The organism is Kitasatospora sp. NPDC059747, assembly GCF_042732955.1.
Lineage (GTDB): Bacteria > Actinomycetota > Actinomycetes > Streptomycetales > Streptomycetaceae > Kitasatospora.
On record NZ_JBHWGV010000128.1, the window covers coordinates 1 to 22148 of the forward strand.

General features: G+C 74.3%; 20 protein-coding genes. 12 read left to right on the plus strand and 8 right to left on the minus strand.

Going from position 1 to position 22148, the window contains the following annotated elements:
* Positions 1-969 (minus strand): serine/threonine-protein kinase (locus tag ACFV4G_RS36440; RefSeq protein ID WP_380446507.1); only part of this gene is annotated, 969 nt, incomplete at its 3' end.
* A gap of 340 nt (positions 970-1309) precedes the next feature.
* Between ACFV4G_RS36440 and ACFV4G_RS36445 the strand changes: the two genes are divergently transcribed.
* The 7 genes from ACFV4G_RS36445 to ACFV4G_RS36475 all read left to right on the plus strand — a co-directional run bounded on the left by ACFV4G_RS36445 (position 1310) and on the right by ACFV4G_RS36475 (position 9468).
* The gene (locus tag ACFV4G_RS36445) at positions 1310-2434 is read left to right on the plus strand and encodes a basic secretory protein-like protein (RefSeq protein ID WP_380446510.1); all 1125 of its coding nucleotides are present in this window, start codon (positions 1310-1312) and stop codon (positions 2432-2434) included.
* Between the two features lie 363 nt (positions 2435-2797).
* Complete coding sequence (locus ACFV4G_RS36450) at positions 2798-4363, plus strand: alpha/beta hydrolase (protein ID WP_380446513.1); 1566 nt, start codon at positions 2798-2800, stop codon at positions 4361-4363.
* A gap of 107 nt (positions 4364-4470) precedes the next feature.
* Positions 4471-5076: a disulfide bond formation protein DsbA gene (locus ACFV4G_RS36455; protein ID WP_380446516.1), complete on the plus strand. Its 606-nt coding sequence runs from the start codon at positions 4471-4473 to the stop codon at positions 5074-5076.
* Positions 5077-5209: 133 nt separating this feature from the next.
* Positions 5210-7216, plus strand: a complete 2007-nt coding sequence (gene ftsH / locus ACFV4G_RS36460) for an ATP-dependent zinc metalloprotease FtsH (protein WP_380446519.1) — start codon at positions 5210-5212, stop codon at positions 7214-7216.
* On the plus strand, positions 7213-8193 hold the full coding sequence (locus ACFV4G_RS36465; protein ID WP_380446522.1) for an ADP-ribosylglycohydrolase family protein: 981 nt from the start codon (positions 7213-7215) through the stop codon (positions 8191-8193). Before ftsH ends, ACFV4G_RS36465 begins: the two co-directional genes overlap by 4 nt.
* Positions 8194-8215: 22 nt before the next feature.
* Positions 8216-8698 (plus strand): SAM-dependent methyltransferase, encoded by a 483-nt coding sequence (locus ACFV4G_RS36470; RefSeq protein WP_380446524.1) that lies wholly within the window; start codon positions 8216-8218, stop codon positions 8696-8698.
* Entirely contained in the window at positions 8695-9468 is a 774-nt protein-coding gene (locus ACFV4G_RS36475) for an SDR family NAD(P)-dependent oxidoreductase (protein WP_380446527.1), read from the plus strand. Before ACFV4G_RS36470 ends, ACFV4G_RS36475 begins: the two co-directional genes overlap by 4 nt.
* 9 nt (positions 9469-9477) lie before the next feature.
* Here the strand turns inward: ACFV4G_RS36475 and ACFV4G_RS36480 are convergent, their stop codons facing one another.
* The 7 genes from ACFV4G_RS36480 to ACFV4G_RS36510 all read right to left on the minus strand — a co-directional run bounded on the left by ACFV4G_RS36480 (position 9478) and on the right by ACFV4G_RS36510 (position 16664).
* Positions 9478-10935 carry a phytoene desaturase family protein gene (locus tag ACFV4G_RS36480; protein ID WP_380446530.1) on the minus strand — a complete coding sequence of 486 codons (1458 nt, stop codon included), beginning with the start codon at positions 10933-10935 and terminating at the stop codon, positions 9478-9480.
* Positions 10932-12632, minus strand: a complete 1701-nt coding sequence (locus ACFV4G_RS36485) for an ABC transporter ATP-binding protein (protein ID WP_380446533.1) — start codon at positions 12630-12632, stop codon at positions 10932-10934. The genes ACFV4G_RS36480 and ACFV4G_RS36485 overlap by 4 nt, the downstream gene beginning before the upstream one ends.
* A complete protein-coding gene (locus ACFV4G_RS36490) occupies positions 12629-13465 on the minus strand; it encodes a class I SAM-dependent methyltransferase (RefSeq protein WP_380446536.1) in 837 nt (278 codons plus the stop codon). The genes ACFV4G_RS36485 and ACFV4G_RS36490 overlap by 4 nt, the downstream gene beginning before the upstream one ends.
* An 82-nt stretch (positions 13466-13547) precedes the next feature.
* Positions 13548-14210 carry a hypothetical protein gene (locus tag ACFV4G_RS36495; protein ID WP_380446539.1) on the minus strand — a complete coding sequence of 221 codons (663 nt, stop codon included), beginning with the start codon at positions 14208-14210 and terminating at the stop codon, positions 13548-13550.
* Entirely contained in the window at positions 14207-16105 is a 1899-nt protein-coding gene (locus ACFV4G_RS36500; protein WP_380446541.1) for an alpha/beta fold hydrolase, read from the minus strand. Before ACFV4G_RS36500 ends, ACFV4G_RS36495 begins: the two co-directional genes overlap by 4 nt.
* A 144-nt stretch (positions 16106-16249) precedes the next feature.
* A complete protein-coding gene (locus ACFV4G_RS36505; protein WP_380446544.1) occupies positions 16250-16411 on the minus strand; it encodes a hypothetical protein in 162 nt (53 codons plus the stop codon).
* A gap of 52 nt (positions 16412-16463) precedes the next feature.
* Positions 16464-16664 (minus strand): hypothetical protein, encoded by a 201-nt coding sequence (locus tag ACFV4G_RS36510; RefSeq protein WP_359959463.1) that lies wholly within the window; start codon positions 16662-16664, stop codon positions 16464-16466.
* Positions 16665-16981: 317 nt separating this feature from the next.
* Between ACFV4G_RS36510 and ACFV4G_RS36515 the strand changes: the two genes are divergently transcribed.
* The 5 genes from ACFV4G_RS36515 to ACFV4G_RS36535 all read left to right on the plus strand — a co-directional run bounded on the left by ACFV4G_RS36515 (position 16982) and on the right by ACFV4G_RS36535 (position 22114).
* Positions 16982-17953: an ABC transporter ATP-binding protein gene (locus tag ACFV4G_RS36515; protein ID WP_380446547.1), complete on the plus strand. Its 972-nt coding sequence runs from the start codon at positions 16982-16984 to the stop codon at positions 17951-17953.
* Complete coding sequence (locus ACFV4G_RS36520; RefSeq protein WP_380446550.1) at positions 17950-18711, plus strand: ABC transporter permease; 762 nt, start codon at positions 17950-17952, stop codon at positions 18709-18711. The genes ACFV4G_RS36515 and ACFV4G_RS36520 overlap by 4 nt, the downstream gene beginning before the upstream one ends.
* A gap of 104 nt (positions 18712-18815) precedes the next feature.
* The gene (locus ACFV4G_RS36525) at positions 18816-20126 is read left to right on the plus strand and encodes a sensor histidine kinase (RefSeq protein WP_380446552.1); all 1311 of its coding nucleotides are present in this window, start codon (positions 18816-18818) and stop codon (positions 20124-20126) included.
* Positions 20123-20728 carry a response regulator gene (locus tag ACFV4G_RS36530; RefSeq protein WP_380446555.1) on the plus strand — a complete coding sequence of 202 codons (606 nt, stop codon included), beginning with the start codon at positions 20123-20125 and terminating at the stop codon, positions 20726-20728. Before ACFV4G_RS36525 ends, ACFV4G_RS36530 begins: the two co-directional genes overlap by 4 nt.
* Before the next feature lie 69 nt (positions 20729-20797).
* Positions 20798-22114: a glycosyltransferase gene (locus ACFV4G_RS36535; RefSeq protein WP_380446557.1), complete on the plus strand. Its 1317-nt coding sequence runs from the start codon at positions 20798-20800 to the stop codon at positions 22112-22114.
* The last annotated feature ends 34 nt before the right edge of the window (positions 22115-22148 follow it).

Consider the following 22148-nt stretch of genomic DNA (forward strand, 5'->3'; position numbering starts at 1 on the left):
CCCCCCCCCCCCCCCCGCCGCGCGGCCGGGGGCCCCCCCCCCGGCCGGGGCGGCCGCCGGTTCGCCTGGGGACGCGGGCGACACGGTCACGGTGGCCTCCACCACCTCCACCGGATGGCCGTCGAGCGCGGCCCGGGCGGCCGCGGCCATGGTGGCGGCGTCCGGCCAGCGCTCGCCGGGGTCCTTCGCCATCGCGCGTGCCACCAGCGCCCGGACCGGGGCCGGGACGTCCGCCGGCAGCGGCGGCACGGGGGTGGTCAGGTGCTTGAGGATGACCTCCAGGGCCGTCTCCCCGTGGTACGGCAGCTGCCCGGACAGGCACTCGTAGAGCACGACGCCGAGCGCGTACAGGTCGGCCGCGGCGCTGACCGCGCCGGTCGAGGCCTGCTCGGGCGCCTGGTAGGCGGCGGTGCCGAGGACCATGCCGGGCACGGTCAGCCGGGTGTCGCAGCCGGGGCGGGCGATGCCGAAGTCGGCGATCACGACGCGTTCGTCGCGGACCATCAGGTTGTCCGGCTTGATGTCCCGGTGGACGACGCCGGCCTCGTGCGCGGCCGTCAGCGCCTCCAGCACCTGGAGGGCCAGGCCGAGCGCCTCGGGAGCGTCGAGGCGGCCGCGCCGCTTCAGGACGTCGCTGAGCGGCTCGCCGTCGATGAGCTCCATGACGAGGTAGGCGATCGGGCGGCCGGTGCTGCCCCAGGCGGTCGTCCAGGAGTGGCCGCCGTCGAGCCGGCCGGAGCCGAAGTCGTGCACGCCGACGATGCCGGGGTGGCGCAGCCGGGCCATCACCCGGGCCTCCTCGTGGAACCGCTCCGCGAAGCCCGGTTCGTCCAGCAGCGCCGGTTTCAGGACCTTGACGGCCACCCGGCGCCCGAGGACCTCGTCCTCGGCGAGCCAGACGTCGCCCATCGAACCGCCACCGAGCCACTCGTCCAACCGGTAGCGGTCACCGAGCGTGGTGCCACGCATGATCCTCCTCGACCCCGTACATCGTCGCGTCCCGCCGCCGTGGGCCCGGGCCGGGACCTTCGGTCGCGTTCCAACCGACCCTCTCACCAGCCTATAAACGCCGACTTGACGCGACCGCAGAGGGGTCCGGAAAAGCGGCTGGTGGAGCGGACGGTTCGTCGACGACCCCATCGGGAGCCGATCACTCCGCGCGCACCTCCGTCAGCGCCGCCGCCAGAGCCCCCGTCAGCGCCCCCGTCAACGAGTCCGTTGACGAACCGTCGACGCCGCGTACACCGCCGGGCGGTGGCATGTCCCCGCAGACCGGTCCACCGGGACCGGCCGGGAGGAGAGCTTCGACATGATCATCCGTCGAGCGGCCGCGGCCGCCGTCCTGTCCGCCGCGACCGTCGTGTCCGGCATGGCCCTGGGTGCCCAGAGCGCGAGCGCGGCCGAGTCGCTGCCGGCCAGCGGCGCCGACTACCGCATCTCCAGCTACGCGGGCGGCGCCCTGCAGTGGGACAGTCGGAACAACGGCACCAACGTGGTGATCCGCGACTGGAACGAGTCCTCCGCGCAGCAGGCGTGGACGATCCGGGACGAGGGCAACGGCACCTGGTCGATCAAGGTGCCCGGCACCAACAATGCGGTCGACCGCGACAAGGGCCGCAACACCGTCGGCTCCTGGAACTACGTCGGCGCCGACAACCAGCGCTGGTGGCTGGAGAACACTTCGACGGGCAACGGCCGCGCGTGGCTGCTGCACAGCGTCTCGGACGGCAACCTCTGCCTCACTCGCGGTGCCGACCTCAACGCGAAGGTGACCGCCTGCAACGCCGGCGACCTGGCACAGTCCTGGAACCTGGACAAGAACTCCGCCACCACCCCGCCCACCACCGGCCGCCCGACCATCGACCTGGACTACTCCCAGGCCCCCGACCTCGGCCCGTGGCTGGAGCAGCAGAAGCAGACCGTCGCGGCCTACTACCCGCAGATCTCCAACCTCATCATCCGGGGGGCGTTCCAGGCGCCCTCCTACTTCAAGATCATCATGGACCCGTCGCTGACCCAGTACCCCGCCTACGCGACGAAGCCCAACGGCGGCGTCAACGAGATCCACGTCAACATCGGCTACGTGCGGGGCAACCGGAACGACACCGGCTTCCTGGTGCACGAGGCCGTGCACGTCGCGGTCTGGAACAACCCCAACGGCCCGGACCGGGACCACGGCTGGATGGGCGAGGGCCTCGCGGACTGGGTGCGCGACTACAACTTCCAGCCCGGCACCGGCGCCCAGCACTTCGGCCCGGACGACCACTACAACAGCGGCTACCAGGCCACCGCCCGCTTCATCGACTACGTCTCCAAGACCTACCGCCAGCCCGACCTCGCCTACAAGCTGAACCTGAACCCGAACGACGACGGCATCTGGGCCCGCCTCACCGGCAAGGGCCCCGACCAGCTCTGGAACGAGATGCCCAAGTAGCCCCCGCCATCGGCCCCGCGGCACCCCGGCACCCCCGGCCGCCCCGGGGCCGGGTGGCGCGGGGGGTGCGCCCCACCCCGCGGGGCGCGGGGTCCGCCGGGCGCCCCGCCCCCCCCCCCCGCCCCCCCGCCGCGCCGGGCCGCGGCCCCCCGCGGCGCGTCCGCCCCACCCGGACGGCCGGTGGGACGGCGGGCGGCACGCGCCCCCCGACGGTGGACTCCGGAGGGCGCGTGAGGTCGCGCACACCTAGGGTGAGCGGACGGGCGCGGGGCGTGTGCGGCCCCGGCGTGCGCCCGCTCGCGCGCCCGTTCGCCAGTCCGGGGGCCGATCGCGCCGTCCGGCCTTCCGAGAGGTGGAGTCCCCATGCACACCGTCGTCCGCGGTGCCGGAGCGCTCGGGCTGAGCGCGCTGCTCCTCACCTCGTCGGCCGGCTGCCAGGGCGGGGCCGCGCCCGCCGCCGAGCCCGTGCCGGCCGCGCCGGCGACGGCGGCGCCCGCGGCGGTCCAGCAGCTCGACTGGCACGCGTGCGGCGCGCCGGACGCCGCGCAGGGCGGCGGCACCCCGCCCGCGGGGGACTGGCAGTGCGCGACGCTCAAGGCCCCGCTGGACTACGCCAAACCGGGCGGCGGCACGATCGACCTCGCGCTGATCCGCTCCCGGGCCAAGGACGAGCAGCACCGGATCGGTTCGCTGGTGTTCAACTTCGGCGGCCCCGGCGGCTCGGGCATCACCACGCTGCCGGCGCTCGCGGACACCTACGCCTCCCTCAACACCCGCTACGACCTGGTGAGTTTCGACCCGCGCGGGGTCGGTGCGAGCGCCGGGGTGAAGTGCCTGGACGACAAGGCGATGGACGCCGCCAACGCGATCGACAACACCCCCGACAGCCCGGCGGCCGTCAAGGCGCTCGACGAGAGCACCGCGCAGTTCAACTCGGCGTGCGAGCGCAACTCCGGCCCGGTGCTGCCCTTCGTGGACACCGAGAGCGCCGCCCGCGACATGGACCTCATGCGGCAGGCCCTCGGGGACCAGCAGCTGCACTACTTCGGCATCAGCTACGGCACCCAACTCGGCGGCGTCTACGCGCACCTGTTCCCGCAGCAGGTCGGCCGCGCCGTGCTGGACTCGGTGGTGGACCCGACGAAGGACCCGGCCCAGTCCTCGCTCGGCCAGGCCAAGGGCTTCCAGCTCGCGCTGGAGGACTTCATGAAGGCCTGTTCCACCGGCGTGCCGGACTGCCCGACCGGCAGCGGCGGTGCCGACGGCACCGCCCGGGTCACCGGACTGCTGCAGTCGCTGGAGCAGAAGCCGCTGCCGACCGACAGCGGGCGTCAGCTGACCGAGAGCCTCGCCGTCACCGGCATCGCGGGCGCGCTGTACAGCCAGGAGACGTGGCCGGCGCTGGCCGCCGGGCTCACCGAGGCGATGCAGCGGGGCACCGGCACGGTGCTGCTCCAGCTCGCCGACGGTCTCCTCGGGCGCGACCCGAGCGGGCACTACAACGACCTCAACGCGGCGAACCGGGCGATCAGCTGCGTGGACGCCAAGCAGCGCTACTCGGACCAGGACGTCGAGCAGCAGCTGCCGCAGTTCAAGGACGCCTCGCCGGTCTTCGGCGCGTTCACCGCGTGGGGCCTGACCGGCTGCACCGGCTGGCCGGTCGCCGGCAGGACCGACCACCCCGAGGTCTCCGCCACGGGCGCCGCGCCGATCCTGGTGGTCGGCACCACCGGCGACCCGGCCACCCCGGTCGAGGGCGCCAGGACGATGGCGCAGCAGCTGGGCGCGGGCGTGGGCGTCACGGTGACGCTCCAGGGCGAGGGCCACGGCGGGTACAACACCGGCAACCCGTGCCTGAAGACGACGGTGGACGCCTACCTGCTCGACGGCAAGGTGCCGGCGGACGGCACGGTGTGCGGCCAGGGCTAGTTCACTGGCACGTGGCCCACGGTCGCTTGGACAAGTCCAAGTGGCCCACTCGAACCAGGTCTGATTGGCACTGTCCGGCGGTCCACTCGGCGCCTAGGCTCCTCACCGTGACCACCAAAGTTGACTTCTACTTCGACCCGATCTGCCCGTTCGCCTGGATCACCTCCCGGTGGATCCTGGAGGTCGAGCGCGAGCGCGAGCTCGACCTGACGTTCCGCGTGATGAGCCTGTCCGTCCTCAACGAGGGCCGCGAGGGCCTGCCCGAGCGCTACCAGCGCCTGCTGACCACCGGCTGGGGCCCGGTCCGGGTCTGCATCGCCGCCGCCGAACGGTTCGGCGAGCACGTGCTGCGCGACCTGTACACCGCGCTCGGCACCCGCCTGCACGACCAGGACCGCGAGGCCGACGGGACGGTCATCCGGGAGGCGCTCGCCGAGGCCGGCCTGCCGGAGGACCTCGCCGACGCGGCCGGGAGCACCGCGTACGACATCGCGCTGCGCAAGAGCCACCACGAGGGGATGGACCCGGTCGGCGAGGAGGTCGGCACGCCGACGATCCACGTGGACGGCGTCGCGTTCTTCGGCCCGGTGCTGACCGGGATCCCGCGCGGCGAGGACGCGGTGCGGATCTTCGACGGCGTCCGGGCGCTGGCCGCGTACCCGAAGTTCTTCGAGCTCAAGCGCACCCGGACGGGGTCGCTCGACTTCTCCTGACCGACCCGGGAGGGCCGGGGGAGGGTCTTCCGCTCCTGATCCACTCCCGTCCGGGGCCGTCTCGTCCGACCATGGAGACGGAGGCCCCGGCGGTCACCCCGCCCGGCCGCCTCCGGAGAGGCGGTGAGCGCAGATGACCGGACGGATCCGCCTGCGCGCCACCCGGCACCCGGCCACCCGGCACCCGGCCACCCGGCACCCGGCCACCCGGAACCCGACCACGCAGCACCTGGCCACCCCGCCGGGTCCCTCCTCGCCGGGCCCCACCCCGCCCGGAGGGCCGAAACCCAACCCGTTCAAGCCGACGCCGCCCAAGCCGTCGCCCCCGAGCGTGCGCCGCTGGCTGCTGCCCGTGGGCGCCCTGCTGGCCCTGATCCTGCTGCTCGTCGTCCAGGCCCCGGGCCCGGCCGGCACCAAGTACGGGTACTCCGACTTCGTCGGCCGGGTCGACACGGGCCAGGTCAAGACGGTGAACGTGACGGACACCGGCGGCGTCAGCGGCACCCTCAAGGACGGCACCCGCTTCACCAGCCAGATCCCGACCGCCCTGGACACCACGCAGCTCAGCCAGTCCCTCTCCGCGCAACACGTGGACGTCACCGGCAGCCGCACCGGCGGCAGCTCGATCTGGTCCACGCTGCTGCTGTTCCTGCCGCTGCTGGTCTTCGGCGGGCTCTTCCTGTGGTCCGGCCGGCTCGCCGCCCGCTCGGTCACCGGCGGCCTGAGCGCGATCGGGCGCTCCCGGGCGAAGATCATCGAGGCCGAGCGGCCCGCCACCGGCTTCGCCGACGTGGCCGGGTACGAGGGCGTGAAGCAGGAGGTCAGCGAGGTCGTCGACTACCTGCGCAGCCCCGGGCGGTACGCCGCCGCAGGGGCCAAGGGGCCGCGCGGAGTGATCATGGTCGGGCCGCCCGGCACCGGCAAGACCCTGCTGGCCCGCGCCGTCGCCGGCGAGGCCGAGGTGCCGTTCCTGTCCGTCACCGGCTCCGGCTTCGTCGAGATGTTCGTCGGCGTTGGCGCCTCCCGCGTCCGCGACCTCTTCGACGAGGCCCGCAAGCGCGCACCGTCCATCATCTTCATCGACGAGATCGACGCCGTCGGCGCCCGCCGCGCGGGCGGCTCCCGGCTCGGCGGCAACGACGAGCGCGAGCAGACGCTCAACCAGCTGCTCGCCGAGATGGACGGCTTCGACCAGAGCACCGGCATCGTCGTCATCGCCGCCACCAACCGGCCCGACGCCCTCGACCCGGCCCTGCTGCGCCCCGGCCGCTTCGACCGGCAGGTCACCGTGCCGCTGCCCAACCAGCGCGAGCGGGCCGCGATCCTCGCCGTCCACGTCGTCGGCAAGACCCTCGCCCCGGACGCCGACCTCGACCGGATCGCCCGCGGCACCCCGGGCTTCTCCGGCGCCGACCTCGCCAACCTCGTCAACGAGGCCGCCATCAACGCCGTCCGCGCCGACCGGGCCACCATCACCGCCGACGACCTCGACACCGCCCGCGACCGCGTCCTGCTCGGCCGCCGCGAGTCCTCCAATGCGCTGCTGCCCGACGAGCGGCACGCCGTCGCCGTCCACGAGTCCGGGCACGCGCTGATGGCCGCGCTGTGCGAGCACGCCGACCCCGTCGCCAAGGTCACCATCCTCCCGGCCGGCGTCGCCCTCGGCGCCACCGAACAACTCCCCGAGGCCGAGCGGCACCTGTACAGCGAGAGCTACCTGACCGACCTGCTCACCGTGCAACTCGGCGGACGGGCAGCCGAGTTGGTCGTCTTCGGCGAGGGCTCCACCGGCGCGGCCAACGACCTCGCCAACGCCACCTCCGTCGCCACCCGGATGGTCCGCGAGTTCGGCCTCTCCCCGGACCTCGGTCCGGTCGGCTACGCCTCGGGCTCCTCCCACTACCTCGGCGAGAGCCCCGAGGACCTGCTGCGCCGCCCCTACTCCGAGGAGACCCAGCGCGCGATCGACGAAGCCGTCGCCGCCCTGCTGCGCGGCGCCGAGCGGCGCGCCATCGGTCTGCTGCGCGAACACCGCCACCACCTCGACGAGTTGGCCGCACTGCTGGTCGAGAAGGAGACGGTGGACGGCGCAGTGGTGCTCGACATCCTCCGCCACCCGGCCGCTACCCTCCCCGAATGACCCGAGTGACCCGAGTGACCCGAACGACCGGACGTGACTGGCAGGACCGCGCGGCAGGCGCGGTGATCGGCTCAGCCGTGGGCGACGCCCTGGGCGCGCCGTACGAGTTCGGGCCCGCCGGGGCCTTCTCGGCCCGCTTCCCCGACGGCGACGGCGAGATGGTCGCGGGTGGCGGCTGGGAGCGCGGCGAGGCGACGGACGACACGCAGATGGCCGTCCTCGTCGCCGAATCGCTGCTGGACAAGGGCGAGTTGGACCTGCCGGACATCTTCGCCCGGTTCCAGCGCTGGGTGGCCTCCGAGCCCAAGGACGTGGGCATCCAGACCGAGGACGTCCTCACCAACGGCCACACCTGGAACCTGGCCGCCGCCATCCACTTCAACACCACCATGCGCGCCGCCGGCAACGGCGCCCTCATGCGCGCCGCCCCCTCCGCAGTCGCCTTCGCCCCCGCCGGGCGCGAGGCCACCATGGCCGCCGCCCGCCGGATCTCCGCCCTCACCCACGGCGACGGCGCCGCCTGGGAGGGCACGGCGATCCTCCACGAGCTCGTCCGGCACGCCCTCGACGGCGCCGACCCGCTCGCCGCGATCCCGGACGCCCTGGCCCGCGTCGAGCCCGACCACCGCGAGCGGTACGCCGTCGTCCTCGACCCCGACTGGCACCCCGACCGCGCCACCGAGCCCAACGGCGCCGTCTGGCCCTGCCTCGGCTCCGCCGTGTGGGCGCTGCGCACCACCGAGGGCTACCCGGCCGCCGTCCGCGCCGCGATCGACCTCGGCGGGGACACCGACACCGTCGCCGCCGTCACCGGCGCGCTGGCCGGGGCCGTGTACGGCCTCGGCGTGATCCCGGCCGCCTGGACCGAGCCGCTGCACGTGCCGCTGCCCGGGTTCGGCGGGCGGGTGCTGCGGACGTCGGACCTTCTACTACTGGCCGGTAGGCTCGCCGCCGGGACCGGCTACGATGCCACGTGATCACGCGACGAACGGGGGGCTCATGGACGTGACTTCGAGGCCGGTGGCGCACGTCGTCGGCGGGCGGGACGAGGTGGTCGACGACCGCTGGGGCGCCGTCGCCGCGATCGTCCGGCTGGACGGCGAGCAGTTCGCCGAGGAGGCGTTGTACGGGCTGGCGGACTTCTCCCACCTGGAGATCGTCTACCACTTCGACCGCGTGCCGGTGGACAGGATCGAGACCGGCGCCCGCCACCCGCGCGGCAACACCGACTGGCCGCTGGTCGGCATCTTCGCCCAGCGCGGCAAGAACCGGCCCAACCGGCTGGGCGTCTCCCGCTGCGAGCTGCTCCGCGTGGACGGCCTCGACCTGCACGTCGCGGGCCTGGACGCGGTGGCCGGCACGCCGGTGCTCGACATCAAGCCCTACCTGGCCGAGTTCGGCCCGCGCGGCGAGGTCCGCCAGCCGGCCTGGTCGAGCGAGCTCATGCGCGACTACTACGAGTACGACGAGGCGGGCGAGTGACGGCGGCGGCCGAGCGGCTCGCCGTGGTCTCCGGCGGCGGCACCGGCATCGGCCGGGCGATCGCCGCCCGGCTCGCCGCCGACGGGAACCGGGTGGCGGTCCTCGGGCGGCGCGCGGCCGTCCTCGACGAGGCCAGGGACGCGATCGAGCGGACCGTCGGGCCGGGCCGGGTCCTGCCCGTGCCGGTCGACCTGACCGACCCCGAAGCGGTCGAGGCCGCCGCCGCGCGGATCGCGGAACTCGGCCCGGTGGACGCCCTCGTGAACAACGCGGGAGCGATCGTCACCCCGCCCGCCGACCGCAGCCTCGCCGCCCTCGCGCACTCCTGGCGCCAGGACCTGGACGGCAACCTGCTCTCCGCCGTCCTCCTCACCACCGCCCTGCAGGACCACCTGCGCAGGCCCGGGGGCCGCCTGGTCGTGATCAGCTCGGCCGCCGCCCAGCGCGGCGGCGCCGGCCCGCACTCGCTCGGCTCGTACGCCGCCGCCAAGGCCGCCCTGCACGGCTGGGCCTTCGGCCTGGCGCGGCAGTTGGGCCCGGACGGGATCACCGTCAACGTCCTCGCGCCCGGCTACGTCGAGGACACCGAGATCTTCGGCGACGGCTGGACGGAGGCCTTCCACGCGCAGAAGGTGGCCGACACCCTGGTGGGCCGCGCCGGCACCCCGGCCGACGTGGCCGAGGCCGTCTCCTACCTCGCGTCCCCGGCGGCCGGGTACGTGACCGGCCAGGTCATCGGCCTCAACGGCGGTGCGGTGCTCGGCCGCTGAGCGGAGCGGCTACGGGTACGGAGCCAGCGCCGGAGGCGTCCGCAGCCCGTGGTGGCGTCGCAGGGCGGCGAGCGCCGCGTGGTGGCCGCACATGCCGTGGACGGACGGCCCCGGCGGGGTGGCGGCGGAGCAGAGGTAGACGCCGGGCAGCGGGGTCTCGTACGGGTTCCATCGGGCCACCGGGCGGGCCAGGGACTGGCGGAGGGTGAGGGCGCCCGCGCCGATGTCGCCGCCGACGTAGTTGGGGTTGTACTCCTCGTACTGCCGCGCCGACAGGCCGCGCGAGGCGACGATCGTGTCGCCGAAGCCGGGCGCGTACTCCTCGATGCGGCGGCGGATCAGGTCGACCGGGTCGCGCGGGTCGCCGTGCGGGACGTGGGCGTAGGCCCAGACCGGTCGCCTGCCGCCGGCCTCGCGGGTGGGGTCGGTCACGGCCGGGTCGACGACGAGCACGAACGGGTCCTCGACCGGGCGGCCCGCGGCCGTCGCCGTCTCCCGGCGGACGATGTCGGCCCGGGTGCCGCCGAGGTGGACGGTGCCGGCCCGGCCCACGAGCGGGTTCGTCCAGGGGATCGGCCCGTCGGTGAGGAAGTCCGCCTTCGCCGCCCCCGGCCCGTACCGGTAGCGGCGCAGCGACCGCCGGTAGCGTTCCGGGAGCCGGGGGCCGGCCATGGCGAGGAACTCCTTGGGGCCGACGTCGAGCAGCACGAGCGGGACGTCGCCGAGTTCGGCGAGGTCGCGGATGCGCTGCCCGGTGTGGAAGACGCCGCCGTGGGCGGTGATGTCGGCGGCGAGGGCGTCGGCGATGCGGGCGCTGCCGCCCTCGGGGAGCGGCCAGCCGGTGCTGTGCGCGGTGTGGGCGAGCAGGAGCGCCACGGCGGCCGAGGTGACCGAGGGGAGCCTGCCGACGGCGTGCGCGGCCACGCCGGTCAGGAGCGCCCTGGCCGGTTCGGTGCGCAGGAGCCCGAAGGGCGTGAGCCGGGTCGCGAGCGACGGCACCCGCGCCCCTAGGAGCAGCGGCGCGAGGAGGTCGCCCGGCACGCTGCGCTGGTCGGAGAGGAGCAGGTCGACGACGGCGGGGGAGCGGTCGGCGAGCGGCCCGAGGAGCTGCATCCAGCGGCGGCCGTCCGGGCCGAGGTGGGCGGCGGTGCGGCTCAGGCTGCGCCAGGCCGCGGCGGCCCGCCCGCCGGGCAGCGGGTGGGCGTACGGGATGTCGGGCTGGAGCAGCCGGACGCCGCGGGCGGGCAGGTCGAAGCGGCGGAAGAACGCGGAGGCGGCGGCCATGGGGTGGACGGCCGCGCAGACGTCGTGCCGAACGTCGCTGTCGAACAGCGACGTGGTGCGCAGCCCGCCGCCGATGGTGTCGGCCGCCTCGAAGAGGGCGACGCGCAGCCCGGCCCGGGCCAGGGTGACGCCGGCGGCGAGGCCGTTGGGGCCGGTGCCGACGACTGCGGCGTCGAACGTCATGCGGCGACCCCCTGGTGTTCGGCGAGGCGCCGGTAGAGGCCGCTCTCCTCGCTGAGGTCGGCGTGGGTGCCGACGGCCTGCACGCGGCCCCGGTCGAGCACGATGATCCGGTCCGCCCGGGTGATGGTGGAGAAGCGGTGGGCGATGGCGACGACGGCGCGGGTGCGGGCGATGGCGGCGATGCTGTCGCGCAGTGCCGCCTCCGACGCGCCGTCGAGGCTGGCGGTGGCCTCGTCGAGGAGCACGATCCGGGGTTTCTGCAGGAGGGTGCGGGCGATGGCCAGGCGCTGGCGCTCGCCGCCGGACAGGCCGGCGCCGCGTTCGCCGAGTTCGGTGTCGAGGCCGTCCGGCAGGGCGGCGACGACGTCGGTGAGGTGGGCCATCCGCAGGGCCTCGGCGATGTCCTCGCCGGTGGCGCCGGGGGCCGCGTAGGTGAGGTTCTCGCGGACGGTGCCGCGCAGCAGGGTGTGTTCCTGGTCGACGTAGCCGACGAGGGAGCGCAGCTGGTCGAGCGGCATGCGGGCGGTGTCGGTGCGGCCGATGCGGATGGTGCCGGCGGACGGTTCGTGGAGCCGTTCGGCGAGCTGGAAGAGCGTGCTCTTGCCCGCGCCGGACGGGCCGACGACGGCGGTGAGGCCGCGGTCGGGGACGGTCAGCGACACCTCGTGGAGGACGGGGGTGTCGCTGCCGGGGTAGGCGAAGGTCACCCCGTCGAAGACGAGGCCGTGCCCGTCGACGGGGGCGTGGGCGGGCGGTCCGGCGTCCTCCTGCTCGATCGCCCCGAGCTCGGAGAGGCGGTCGAGGGAGGCCCGGCCCTGCTGGAACTGGGCGATCGACATGAAGAGCATCACCAGCGGTGCGACCAGGTAGAACAGGTACATCATGAACGACGTCAGGTCGGCGGGCGCCATGTCGCCGGTGGCGACGCGGGCCATGCCCCACGCGATGACGACGGTCAGGGCGATCTGGGTGCCGACGTTCATCGCCGGGGTGAGCAGCGCCGACAGGGCGGAGACCCGCACCCCGGAGCGCCGGGCGCGGTCGGCGAGGCCGCCGAGGTGCTCGGTCTCCCGCTCCTCGGCACGGGAGGCCTTGACGGTCGGCAGGGCGCCGAGGACACGCATCAGGGCGGAACCGTAGACGCCGGTGTCCTCCCGGTTCGCCACCGCCACGAGCCGCACCCGGCGGGCCAGCAGCAGCGAGACGGCGCTGGCCGTGCCGAGGCAGGCGAGGGTGGTGGCGAGCAGCAGCGGGTCGATCCAGGCCATCATCGCGATGCCGCCGAGGACCATGAACGCGCTGGTGACGATCTGGGCGAGCGCCTGCGTCATGCAGACCCGGGCCAGCGAGGTGTCGGTGACCATCCGGGTGAAGACGTCGCCCTGGTCCCAGCGGTCGTAGGAGCGCAGGCGGGAGCGGAGCAGCCGGGCGCCGAGGGTGTGCCGGATGTCGTACACGACGTCCTCGCCGGCCCGGCCGATCGCGTACGCGTGGGCCGCGGCGAGCACGGCGTCGGCGGCGAACAGGGCGGCGGCGAGCAGGATTGGCCCGGTCAGGGGGCGGTCGGCGGCGAAGGCCTCGATCATCCCGCCGATGACGAGCGGCTGGGCCAGCGTCGCCGCCGCGCCGGCGAGGCCGAGGAGGATGCCGGTGAGCAGCAGCGCGCGGTGCCGCCGGGCGATCTGCCAGGGGTTCACGCCGCTTCCCCGCCCCCGGCCGCCGCGTCGCTCGCGCCGGGCCCGCTCGCGGTCCCGGTCCCGGGCTTGACGTACGTGCAGACGAACATCGGCGAGCGCTCCGCGTACGGCTCGCCGCCCCAGCCCGCCGAGCGGCTCTCGGGCACGAGCCCGGCCGCCCGCGCGTACGCGTCGACCTCGTCCGGCGTGGTGAGCCGGGACAGCTCGGTGCCGACGCGCGTGCTGCCGTCGGCCTCGTACCAGATGTGGGAGCAGTGCCACAGGTCGTTCTCGGGCAGCAGCGTCGAGTGCGTCTGCAAGCCGGTGCCGCGCTCCGGGTACGGGGTGAAGTAGGTGGCGTGGCTGCGCCCTTCGTGCAGGGCGTGGATGGCGGGCCGGTTGTGGGTCTCGACGACGAGCCGTCCGCCGGGGGCGAGCAGGCCGGCGGCGCGGCGGACGGCGAGCTGCTGTTCCTCGGGGGTGAGCAGCATGGACAGCGTGCCGCAGACGCAGTAGACGAGCCCGGCGGTGCGTTCGGCGCGATAGGTGCGGATGTCGCCGTGGACGGGCTCGACGTCGGTGCGGCCGGCCAGGGCCGCGCGCAGGCCGTCGAGCATCTCGGGGGAGGAGTCGACGCCGGTGACCGGGCCGACGAGCGCGGCGAGCGGCAGGGCGATCCGGCCGGTGCCGACGCCGAACTCGACGGTGCCGGCGGCCGGGTCGGGGTGGAGCGCGGCGAGGTGTCCGGCGGTGCGGGCGGCGGAGTCGTCCTTGGGGAAGAGCCGGTCGTACCAGCCCTTGAACTCCAGCCCGTAGCCGATGTCGTGGACGGAGGGGGTCTGCACGGTGCTCACTTGGACCTCCCCTTCAGCACCCCGTAGGCGATGGCGCCGGCGATCACGGCACCGATGGCGACGACGATGTACGCGGCCATGGTCAGCTCCTCACTGCGGTGGTGGCGGGCCGGGCGGCGAGCGGGCGCCGCGCGTCGGCCGGGTCGAGCGGGGTGTACGGGGAGACGAAGACCATCTCGGGGTCCTGCGTCCTGTCGTATCCGGTGGCGCGGGCCAGCGCGAACTGGAAGCCGCGGACGTCCGCCGCGTCGCCGCGCTCGTGGATGGTGGCGCGCAGGTACTCGGTGAGGGTCCGGTAGGCCGAGGTGCGGGTGACGACGGCGAAGCCCTTGTCGATGACGTGCAGGATCTCGCTGCAGATGTCGAAGACGGCCTTCTCCGGGCGCCGGGTGGGGAACCAGGCGATCTGCCAGGGCTTGCGGCCCTCGATCACGTCGAGGCCCTCCCACGGGGAGGTGGTGCCGTCGGCGCCGAGGGTGCGGTACAGGAAGTGGTAGTCGTGCATGGCCGGGGTGGGCGCGAAGAACCGCCAGTTCGGCAGCAGCGAGAAGGTGTCCTTGAGCTGGAGCCGGTTGAACGCGGGGTGCGGGTGCTGGGTGGCGAGGGTGCCGAGCAGCATCGCGGCCCCGGCGATCCGCCAGGCGGCGCCCTTGCCCTTGAATACGGTGCTGCCCTTGAACACGGCGCTGCCCTTGGACATGGCGCTGCCCGTGAACACGCTGCGCACGTCGGGACGGGGGGTCACGTGGCGGCCTCCTGGTCGGCAGGGTCCGCGGGGGCAGCGGACCGGGCGTCCGCGACGCGGTCGAGGAACGCGGTGATGAGGTCGGCCGCCCGGTGCGCGAAGCGGCTCTGGGTGAGCAGGGTGTCGTGCCCGGCGCCCTCGACGACCGTCACCTCGGTGTGCGCGCCGCCCACGTGGGCCTCGGCCAGCTCCCGGTGCATCAGCAGCTGGTCGGGGTCGCGGTCGACGGTCTGCTGCGCCGAGACGACCAGGGCGTGCGCGCCCTCGACGGGCTCCAGCGGGCCGCAGAAGGCGCGGAACTCGGCCTCCAGGGCCTCCCATTCGCGCCGCCCGGCCTCCCACATCCGCGCGTCGGCGTACTGCGCGAACGCCTTCTTGCGGTACGCGGCCGGCAGCCCCTCGACCCACTCGGGGCGGGCCATCAGGACGCCGGTGCCGAGGCGCAGGTACCAGGCCATCCGGGTGAGCGAGGTGCGCAGCTGCCCGGCCGACTCGCTCTGCTGCCTGGAGCGGTTGAGCTCGTCGGGGTGCGAGGAGTCGAGGTAGACGACGCCGTGCAGGCGCTCGCCGAGCTGCGCGGCGGCGCGGCGGGCGAGCTCGCCGCCGAGCGAGTGGCCGACCAGGACCACCTTCCGGTCCGGCTCGACCGCGAGGCGGACGAGGTCGACGAGGTCGTCGACGGACTCCGCCAGCCGGAAGCGCGCGGCGCAGCGGTGGCGGCTGCCGGCGTACCCGGCGCGGGCGTAGGTGACGACGCCGTAGCCGGTCTCCTTCGCGAGGCGCTCGGTGATCCAGGCGAAGTGCTCACTGGTGGAGACCATGCCGGCGGCGAACACCAGGACGGGCTCCTCGGCGCGTCCGTGCGCGAGCACCTCGTACTGCAGCTCGTTGCCGTGGCGGGTGGTCAGCACGTGGGAGGTGTGCCAGCCCTCGGTGGTGCGCAGGCGGCGCTGGACGGCGGTGCCGACGGCGATCGCGCCCGCGCCGGCGAGCAGCAGGAGTGCGGCGGGCAGTGCCCGGTCGTCGCGTCCGGCGACGGCGGGGTGGTCCTTCGGGGTGGAGGTGTAGGCCACCATCGGGTGCATCGCGGTGAACGCGGTGACGAACCGGCCGAGGCCCATGAAGTACCCGTTGGCCAGGTGGAACGCGGCGGCGCTCGCGATGACCGGCCGGGCGAGACGGCCCTTGCAGGCGTAGGCGAGCGGGAACAGGCACTCCAGCGCGAGCACGCCGTGGGTGAGGTACCGGGCGGCCTTCGGGTGCTCCTGGGTCCAGCGGTACATGCCCTCGTGGCCGTACGTGCGGGTGCGCATGACGCCGCCGAGCGCGGAGGCGTCGCGCCAGGGCTCGCCGAGCAGCTTGACCCAGCCGGAGACGAGGTACGAGAGGTTGGCCTGGAGCGCGACGTACCAGAGCAGCGCGTCCTTGGCCTGCGGGGACCGTACGAGCCGGGCCGCCCCGGTGGCGGTCTGCACGAGGATCGCGACCTGGTCGGAGCCGTCGGTGCCGTAGCGGTGGCGCGGGTAGAGCAGCGCGGACGTGGAACCGAGGAAGAGGCTCCCGGCGCCCCGCCAACGGGAGTTGCCGGGCAGCAGCATGCCGGTGGCGACGGCGGCGCGCGCGACGTGCAGCGCGGTGGTGGTCCGCGGGCCGCTCACGGCGTTCAGCAGCCGCCGTACCAGCGGGGTGGATTCGGCCTGGACGTCCTTGACGATGGCCCAGTCGTTGAGCCCGCCCCGGCGGATCTGCCGCCGCTGCGCGAGGTACTCCAGGGAGGAGGTCAGCGTGGTGGCGGCGGCCAGCCGTTCGGACAGGCCGAGGGCGCGGTCCCGGCTCACCGCGGCCGGGGCGAACACCGCCGAGGCGATCTTCCGGGTGTTCCTGGCGAATTGCACGCGTGGCACGTATTTCACGTGGTCCCTTTCACGGCGCCCCGGCGGTCGGGGGCGCTAGGCTGGCCGTGGGCCTGCCGGGCCAGAACGCACCTCTGGCCCGGCAGGCGTCGTGGAGCATCCGCCCCGGTCAGGGGGCGGTCGTCATCAGCCCTGGCGGCCGAGTTCGAACGCGCCGATCACGGCGGAGGAAATCGCCACACCGCCGAGAAAAGCACCGGGAGTCGCCAGAACCGGGCTGGCCTCCGGGAAGATGACACCCTCCTCGGGGATTTCCATCGCGTTCACGGCCTCGATGACGTCGTTCATTTTCGCGTCCTTTCGAAAGATGGCTGGGCGGAGCGGGGGAAAGGGGGGCCGGTCAGCCGACCGCGCGGCCGAGCGCGTAGGCGCCGCCGACCAGGGTCGCACCGCCGACGAAGGCGCCGACGGCCTTGGCCCCGCCGATGGCGGCCAGCGCGGCGGCCGGCGTCGCGAGGACGGGCAGCGCGTCGCCGTGGGTGTCGGCGGCCTCGATGGTGCCGAGGTCCAGGCCGTTGACGTGGGAAACGATGTCGTTCATGGCATTCCTCTCCCTGGAAGGGATTTCCGGTGGATGATCAGCCGTTCCGCGCTCGGGGCGGCGGAACGGCGCCGAACCGCCATGCCGTGAATTCCCCCCGGAGCCGCCAACGGGCGGTCGTTCCGAGACGAACACGTGGTGGCGTGGAAGGATGAAAACACCGCTCCGGAACATCGGGTATGACCTGCGTCACACTCGATTTCGGACGGTGACTTTCCCTTGACTGACGGATGTCACGACGCGCCATGACATCCGTCATGCGAACCCATGACAGTTCTCATCCCGGCAAAGTCGAGTCGCCTGCGAACATGTTGCGCATGGCGAATGACGGCAATTCAAACGTGATCGAGGTCACAGACCTCTGGCGCCGCTACGGCCCGCCGGGCCCCGGCGGTTTCGACGCCGTGCGGGGCATCGGCTTCACCGTCGGCCCGGGCGAGCTGTACGCGCTGCTCGGCACCAACGGCGCCGGCAAGACCTCGGCGGTCGAGCTCCTCGAAGGCCTCGCCCGGCCCACCCGGGGCACCGTCACCCTCTTCGGCCGGTTCGACCCCGTCCGCGACCGCAAGCGGGTGCGCCCGCGCACCGGCGTGATGCTCCAACGCGGCGGGCTCCCCACCGATCTGACGGTCGCCGAGACCGTCCGCATGTGGGCCTCCTGCACCACCGACCCGCGCCCGGCCGCCGAGGCCGTCGCCCTCGTGGGCCTGGCCGCGCGCACCGACGTCGCCGTCAAGAACCTCTCCGGCGGTGAAGTCCGGCGCCTGGACCTCGCGTTGGCCACCCTCGGCCGGCCCGACCTGCTCTTCCTCGACGAACCCACCACCGGCATGGACCCGGAGGGCCGCCACGACACCTGGCGGATCATCCGGCGGCTGCGCGCCGAGGGCACCACGATCGTGCTCACCACGCACTACCTCGAAGAGGCCGAGCAACTCGCCGACCGGCTGGCCGTCATGCACGCCGGCCGGATCGCCGCGACCGGCACGATCGCCGAGATCGTCGCCGAGCACCCCGCCACCCTCGCCTTCCGGCTGCCCGCCGGCCTGACCCCCGCCGACCTGCCGCACCCCGCCGACCTGCGGGCCGCCGTCGCCACCGGCCCGGCCGGCCGCGTCGAGCTCACCACCGACGACCTCCAGCACACCACCACCGAAGTGCTGCTCTGGGCCCGCGCCAAGGGCGTCACGCTCAACCAACTCGACGCCCGCTCGGCCTCGTTGGAGGAGGCCTTCCTGCGGATCGCCCGGGGCGGTACGGACCGCACGGAAACGGAGCGGGCCGCGTGAACCGCACCCACCTCGCCGCGCTCTCCCGGGTCGAGCTGACCCTCTTCCTGCGCAGCAAGAGCAACCTCTTCAACGTCCTCGTCATCCCGGTGCTCATCGTCATGGGCACCACGACGGTCATGCGGCAGTTCGACCTCAAGGGCGCCGGCCTCGCCATGGGCCACGTGATGGTCTCCACCACCGCCGGGATCGTCCTGATCATGGCCCTGTACGCACCGCTGATCGGCGTCTACGTCCTGCGGCGCGAGGAGTACGTCCTCAAGCGGCAGCGCACCGGCGAGATCGGCGACCTCGTCATCCTCGCGAGCCCGGCCGTCCCGATGGCGATCGCCGCCGTCCTGCAGTTCACCGCGATCGCCGCCGCCGTCGCCCTCATCGCGGGCCTCGGCGCCCCGGCCGCCCCGCACCTCGTCGCCGTCGGCGTCCTGCTCGGCACCGTGCTGATCGCCGCCGCCGCCGCGCTCAGCACCGCCTTCGCCCGCACCGCGGAGAGCGCCCAGGGCGTCAGCACCGTCGGCTTCATGCTGCTGCTCGTCACCTCCGGCACCGTCATCCCGCTGGAGGTGCTGCCCGGGCCGTTCGCGGACGTCCTGCGCTTCCTCCCGCTCACCCCCGTGATCGAACTGGTCCGCTCCGGCTGGACCGGCGAGGGCGCCGGGATGGTTGACTCGGTGGTCAGGGGCGCGACGCTGCTGGCCTGGACGGCGCTCGCCGCCTGGGGCGCGCTGCGCCGCTTCCGGTGGGAGCCGCGCGCCTGAACCCGCGACGGGCACTCGACGGGCACTCGACGGGTACTCAGCGGGTGCTTGATGGGTGCTTGACGGGCACTCGACGGGCCGGACGGAAAGGAGACGAACGGAGGATGACCGACGTGCAGACGACCACGCACTACCGCACCGACGTCGCGAAGGCGACCGTCCAGACGCGGTGGATGCTGTGCTCGATGCCGTGGCTGCTGCTCGCCGCACTGCTGTGGCCGCTGCTCGCCAGGCTCAACGAGGCGGGGGCACCGGCCGTCGTCGGGTGGGGCATCGCGACCCTCACCGCGGCGCAGGGCATCGGCGCCACCACGGCGATCGCGCACAGCGTCGGGCGGACGGCCCGGCCCAGGGCGCTGCTCGGCGTGATGGCCGCCGTGACGGTGCTCGAACTCGGCCTGCTGCCGTACGCGTACGGCACCGGGCACCTCGACGGCACGCGCGTCCTGGTCATCGCCGCCATCGCGATCGCGATCCCGCCGGCCTTCGCGCTCTCTCCGCTGCTCGGCCAGGCCCGCTACCTCGCCGTGGCGCTGGTCGGCTCGGTCGCGACGGCCGGCGTCGTCTGGTCCTTCGACCGGGCCGCCGGCCCGGCCGTCCTGGCGTTCACCGTCGCGACCTGGACGGTCATCGGCGGGTTGATGCGCTCCTCGCTGTGGTTCCTCGCCGTGCTGTGGCAGCTCGACGCGGCCCGCGAGACCCAGGCCCGGCTCATGGTGGCCGAGGAGCGGCTGCGCTTCGCCCGGGACCTCCACGACATCATCGGGCGCAACCTCTCGGTGATCGCCCTCAAGTCCGAGCTCGTCCAGCGGCTCACCGAGCACCCGAAGGCGCAGGCCGAGCTGACGGAGGTGCAGAAGCTCACCCGCAGCCTGCACCAGGAGATCCGCGAGGTGGTCAAGGGCTACCGCACCACCGACCTGGCCACCGAACTGGAGGGAGCGCGCTCGGTGCTGGAGGCGGCGGGCATCACCTGCCGGATCGAGCGCGACGGCGCCCCCGAGCTCGGCCAGGACGCGCAGACCGCGCTCGGCTGGGTCGTCCGCGAGGGCATCACCAACGTCCTGCACCACTCCCACGCCCGCACCTGCACCATCGCGCTCGCCGGCGCCGCCGATGGCGCCGCCGAACTGACCATCACCAACGACGGCGGCGGCCACCGCCCGGCCTCGGGCGGCGGCAGCGGCCTGGCCGGCCTCGCCGAGCGGCTCGCCCCGCTCGGCGGCTCCCTGGACCACGGACCGGGCGCCGACCGCACCTACCGCCTGCGGGTACTCCTCCCGCCGACCGAAACCCCGACCGAAACCCCGACCGAAACCCCGACCGAACCGCCGACCGAGACCCCGACCGAGACCCTGACCGAGACCCCGACCGAACCGCCGACCGAACCGCCGACCGATCGAGGCCACCGATGATCCGCGTCCTGCTCGCCGACGACGAACACCTCATCCGCGGCGCGTTCGCCGCCCTGCTCGCCTTCGAGGACGACATCGAGATCGTCGCCGAGGCCTCCACCGGCCCGGAGGCCACCGCCATGGCCCTGCACCACCGGCCCGACGTCGCCGTCCTGGACCTCCAGATGCCCGAGCGCGACGGCGTCACGGTGGCCCGCGAGCTCGCCCAGGCCCTGCCGGACTGCCGGACGATGATCGTCACCAGCCACGGCCTCCCGGGCCACCTCAAGCGCGCCCTCGCCTGCGGCGTCACCGGGTTCGTCTCCAAGACCGTCTCCGCCCAGGAGCTCGCGAGCATCATCCGCACCGTCCACGGCGGCCACCGCTACATCGACCCGATCCTCGCCGCGGACGCCATCAGCGCCGGCGCCTCGCCGCTGAGCGCCCGCGAGGCCGACATCCTGTCCCTCGCCGCCGACGGCGCCCCCGTCCTGGAGATCGCCGAGCGCGCCGCCCTCGCCCCGGGCACCGTCCGCAACTACCTCTCCTCCGTCACCACCAAGCTCGGCGTGGAGAACCGCCACGCGGCCGCCCAGCTCGCCCGCCAGCGCGGCTGGATCTGATCGCGCCGAGCCGGGGGCGGAGCGGCGGAGGCTGCGGCGTTTACCGATCGTCAACAACCTTTTCCTACGGTGGGTCCACGGGGGCCGCCGGCCGGCGGTGCCCCGGCACGCTTCCGACCGAGGGGGATTCCACTGTCCAGGATCATCACCGCCGCCGTACCGGCGCACGGCCACGTCGGCCCGCTGCTCGCCATCTCCGCCGACCTCGCCGCCCGCGGCCACGAGGTGGTGTTCCTCGGCGGCGGCCGGTTCGCGGGGGCGGCGGAGCGGGCCGGGGTGCGCTTCGTGGCGCTGCCGGCGGAGGCGGACTTCGACGACCGGGACCTCGACGCCCGCTTCCCGGGGCGCTCCGAGCTGCCGGCCGGGCCCGCGCGGATCGCCTTCGACGTCAAGCACGTCTTCACCGACCCCGTCCCGGCGCAGTACCGCGCGCTGGAGGAGCTGCTGGCCGGCTTCCCGGCGGACGCGGTGGTCGTGGACGCGTTCTTCCAGGGAGCGCTCGCGCTGGCGCTGAGCCGGCCCCGGTCGCGGCGGCCCGCCGTGGTGGGCGTCGGGGTGGCCCCGCCGATGTTCCAGAGCATCGACACCGCGCCGTTCGGCCTCGCCCTGCCGCCCGTGCCGGGCGAGGAGGGCCGGGCGCGCAACCGGGCGATGTACGAGGAGGTGAACCGGCGCGGCGAGCCGCTCCAGCGGTACGCCGAGGAGGTGTTCGCGGGCCTCGGGATCACCCTGCCGGACGGGCCGCGCGCCAACGCCCTCGTGACGGTGCCGGACCACTTCCTCCAGCTCACCGTGCCCGGCTTCGAGTACCCGCGCAGCGACGCCCCGGAGACCTTCCGGATGATCGGCGCGCTGCCGCCGGCCGTCGGCGCCGAGCACCGCCTGCCCGCCTGGTGGCGGGAACTGGACGGCACCCGCCCGGTGGTTGTGGTCACTCAGGGCACGCTCGCCAACGGCGACCTCACCGAGCTCGTCGCGCCCACCGTGACCGCCCTGGCGGACCGCGACGTGCTGGTGGTCGCCGCCACCGCGCGCCCCGACGGCCCGGCCGCGCTCACCGAACTCCTGGGCGCACTGCCCGGCAACGTCCGGGCCGCCGGCTACGTGCCCTTCGACCTGCTGTTGCCGCACGCCGACGTGCTGGTGAGCAACGGAGGCTACGGCGGCGTCCACACCGCGCTGCGCTACGGCGTGCCGCTGGTGGTCGGCGGCGCGAGCGAGGACAAGCCCGAGGTGGCGGCCCGGGTGCAGTGGTCGGGCGCGGGGCTCGACCTGCGCACCGGGCGGCCGGAGGCCGCGGACGTCGCGAAGGCCGTCGACGAGGTGCTGGCCGACGGGCCGGTGCCCGGGCGGGGCCCCCCGCGGGGCCCGGCGCTCGCGGAGTAACCCCCCCGGGCGGCCCGCGCCCCCCGAGTGGGGT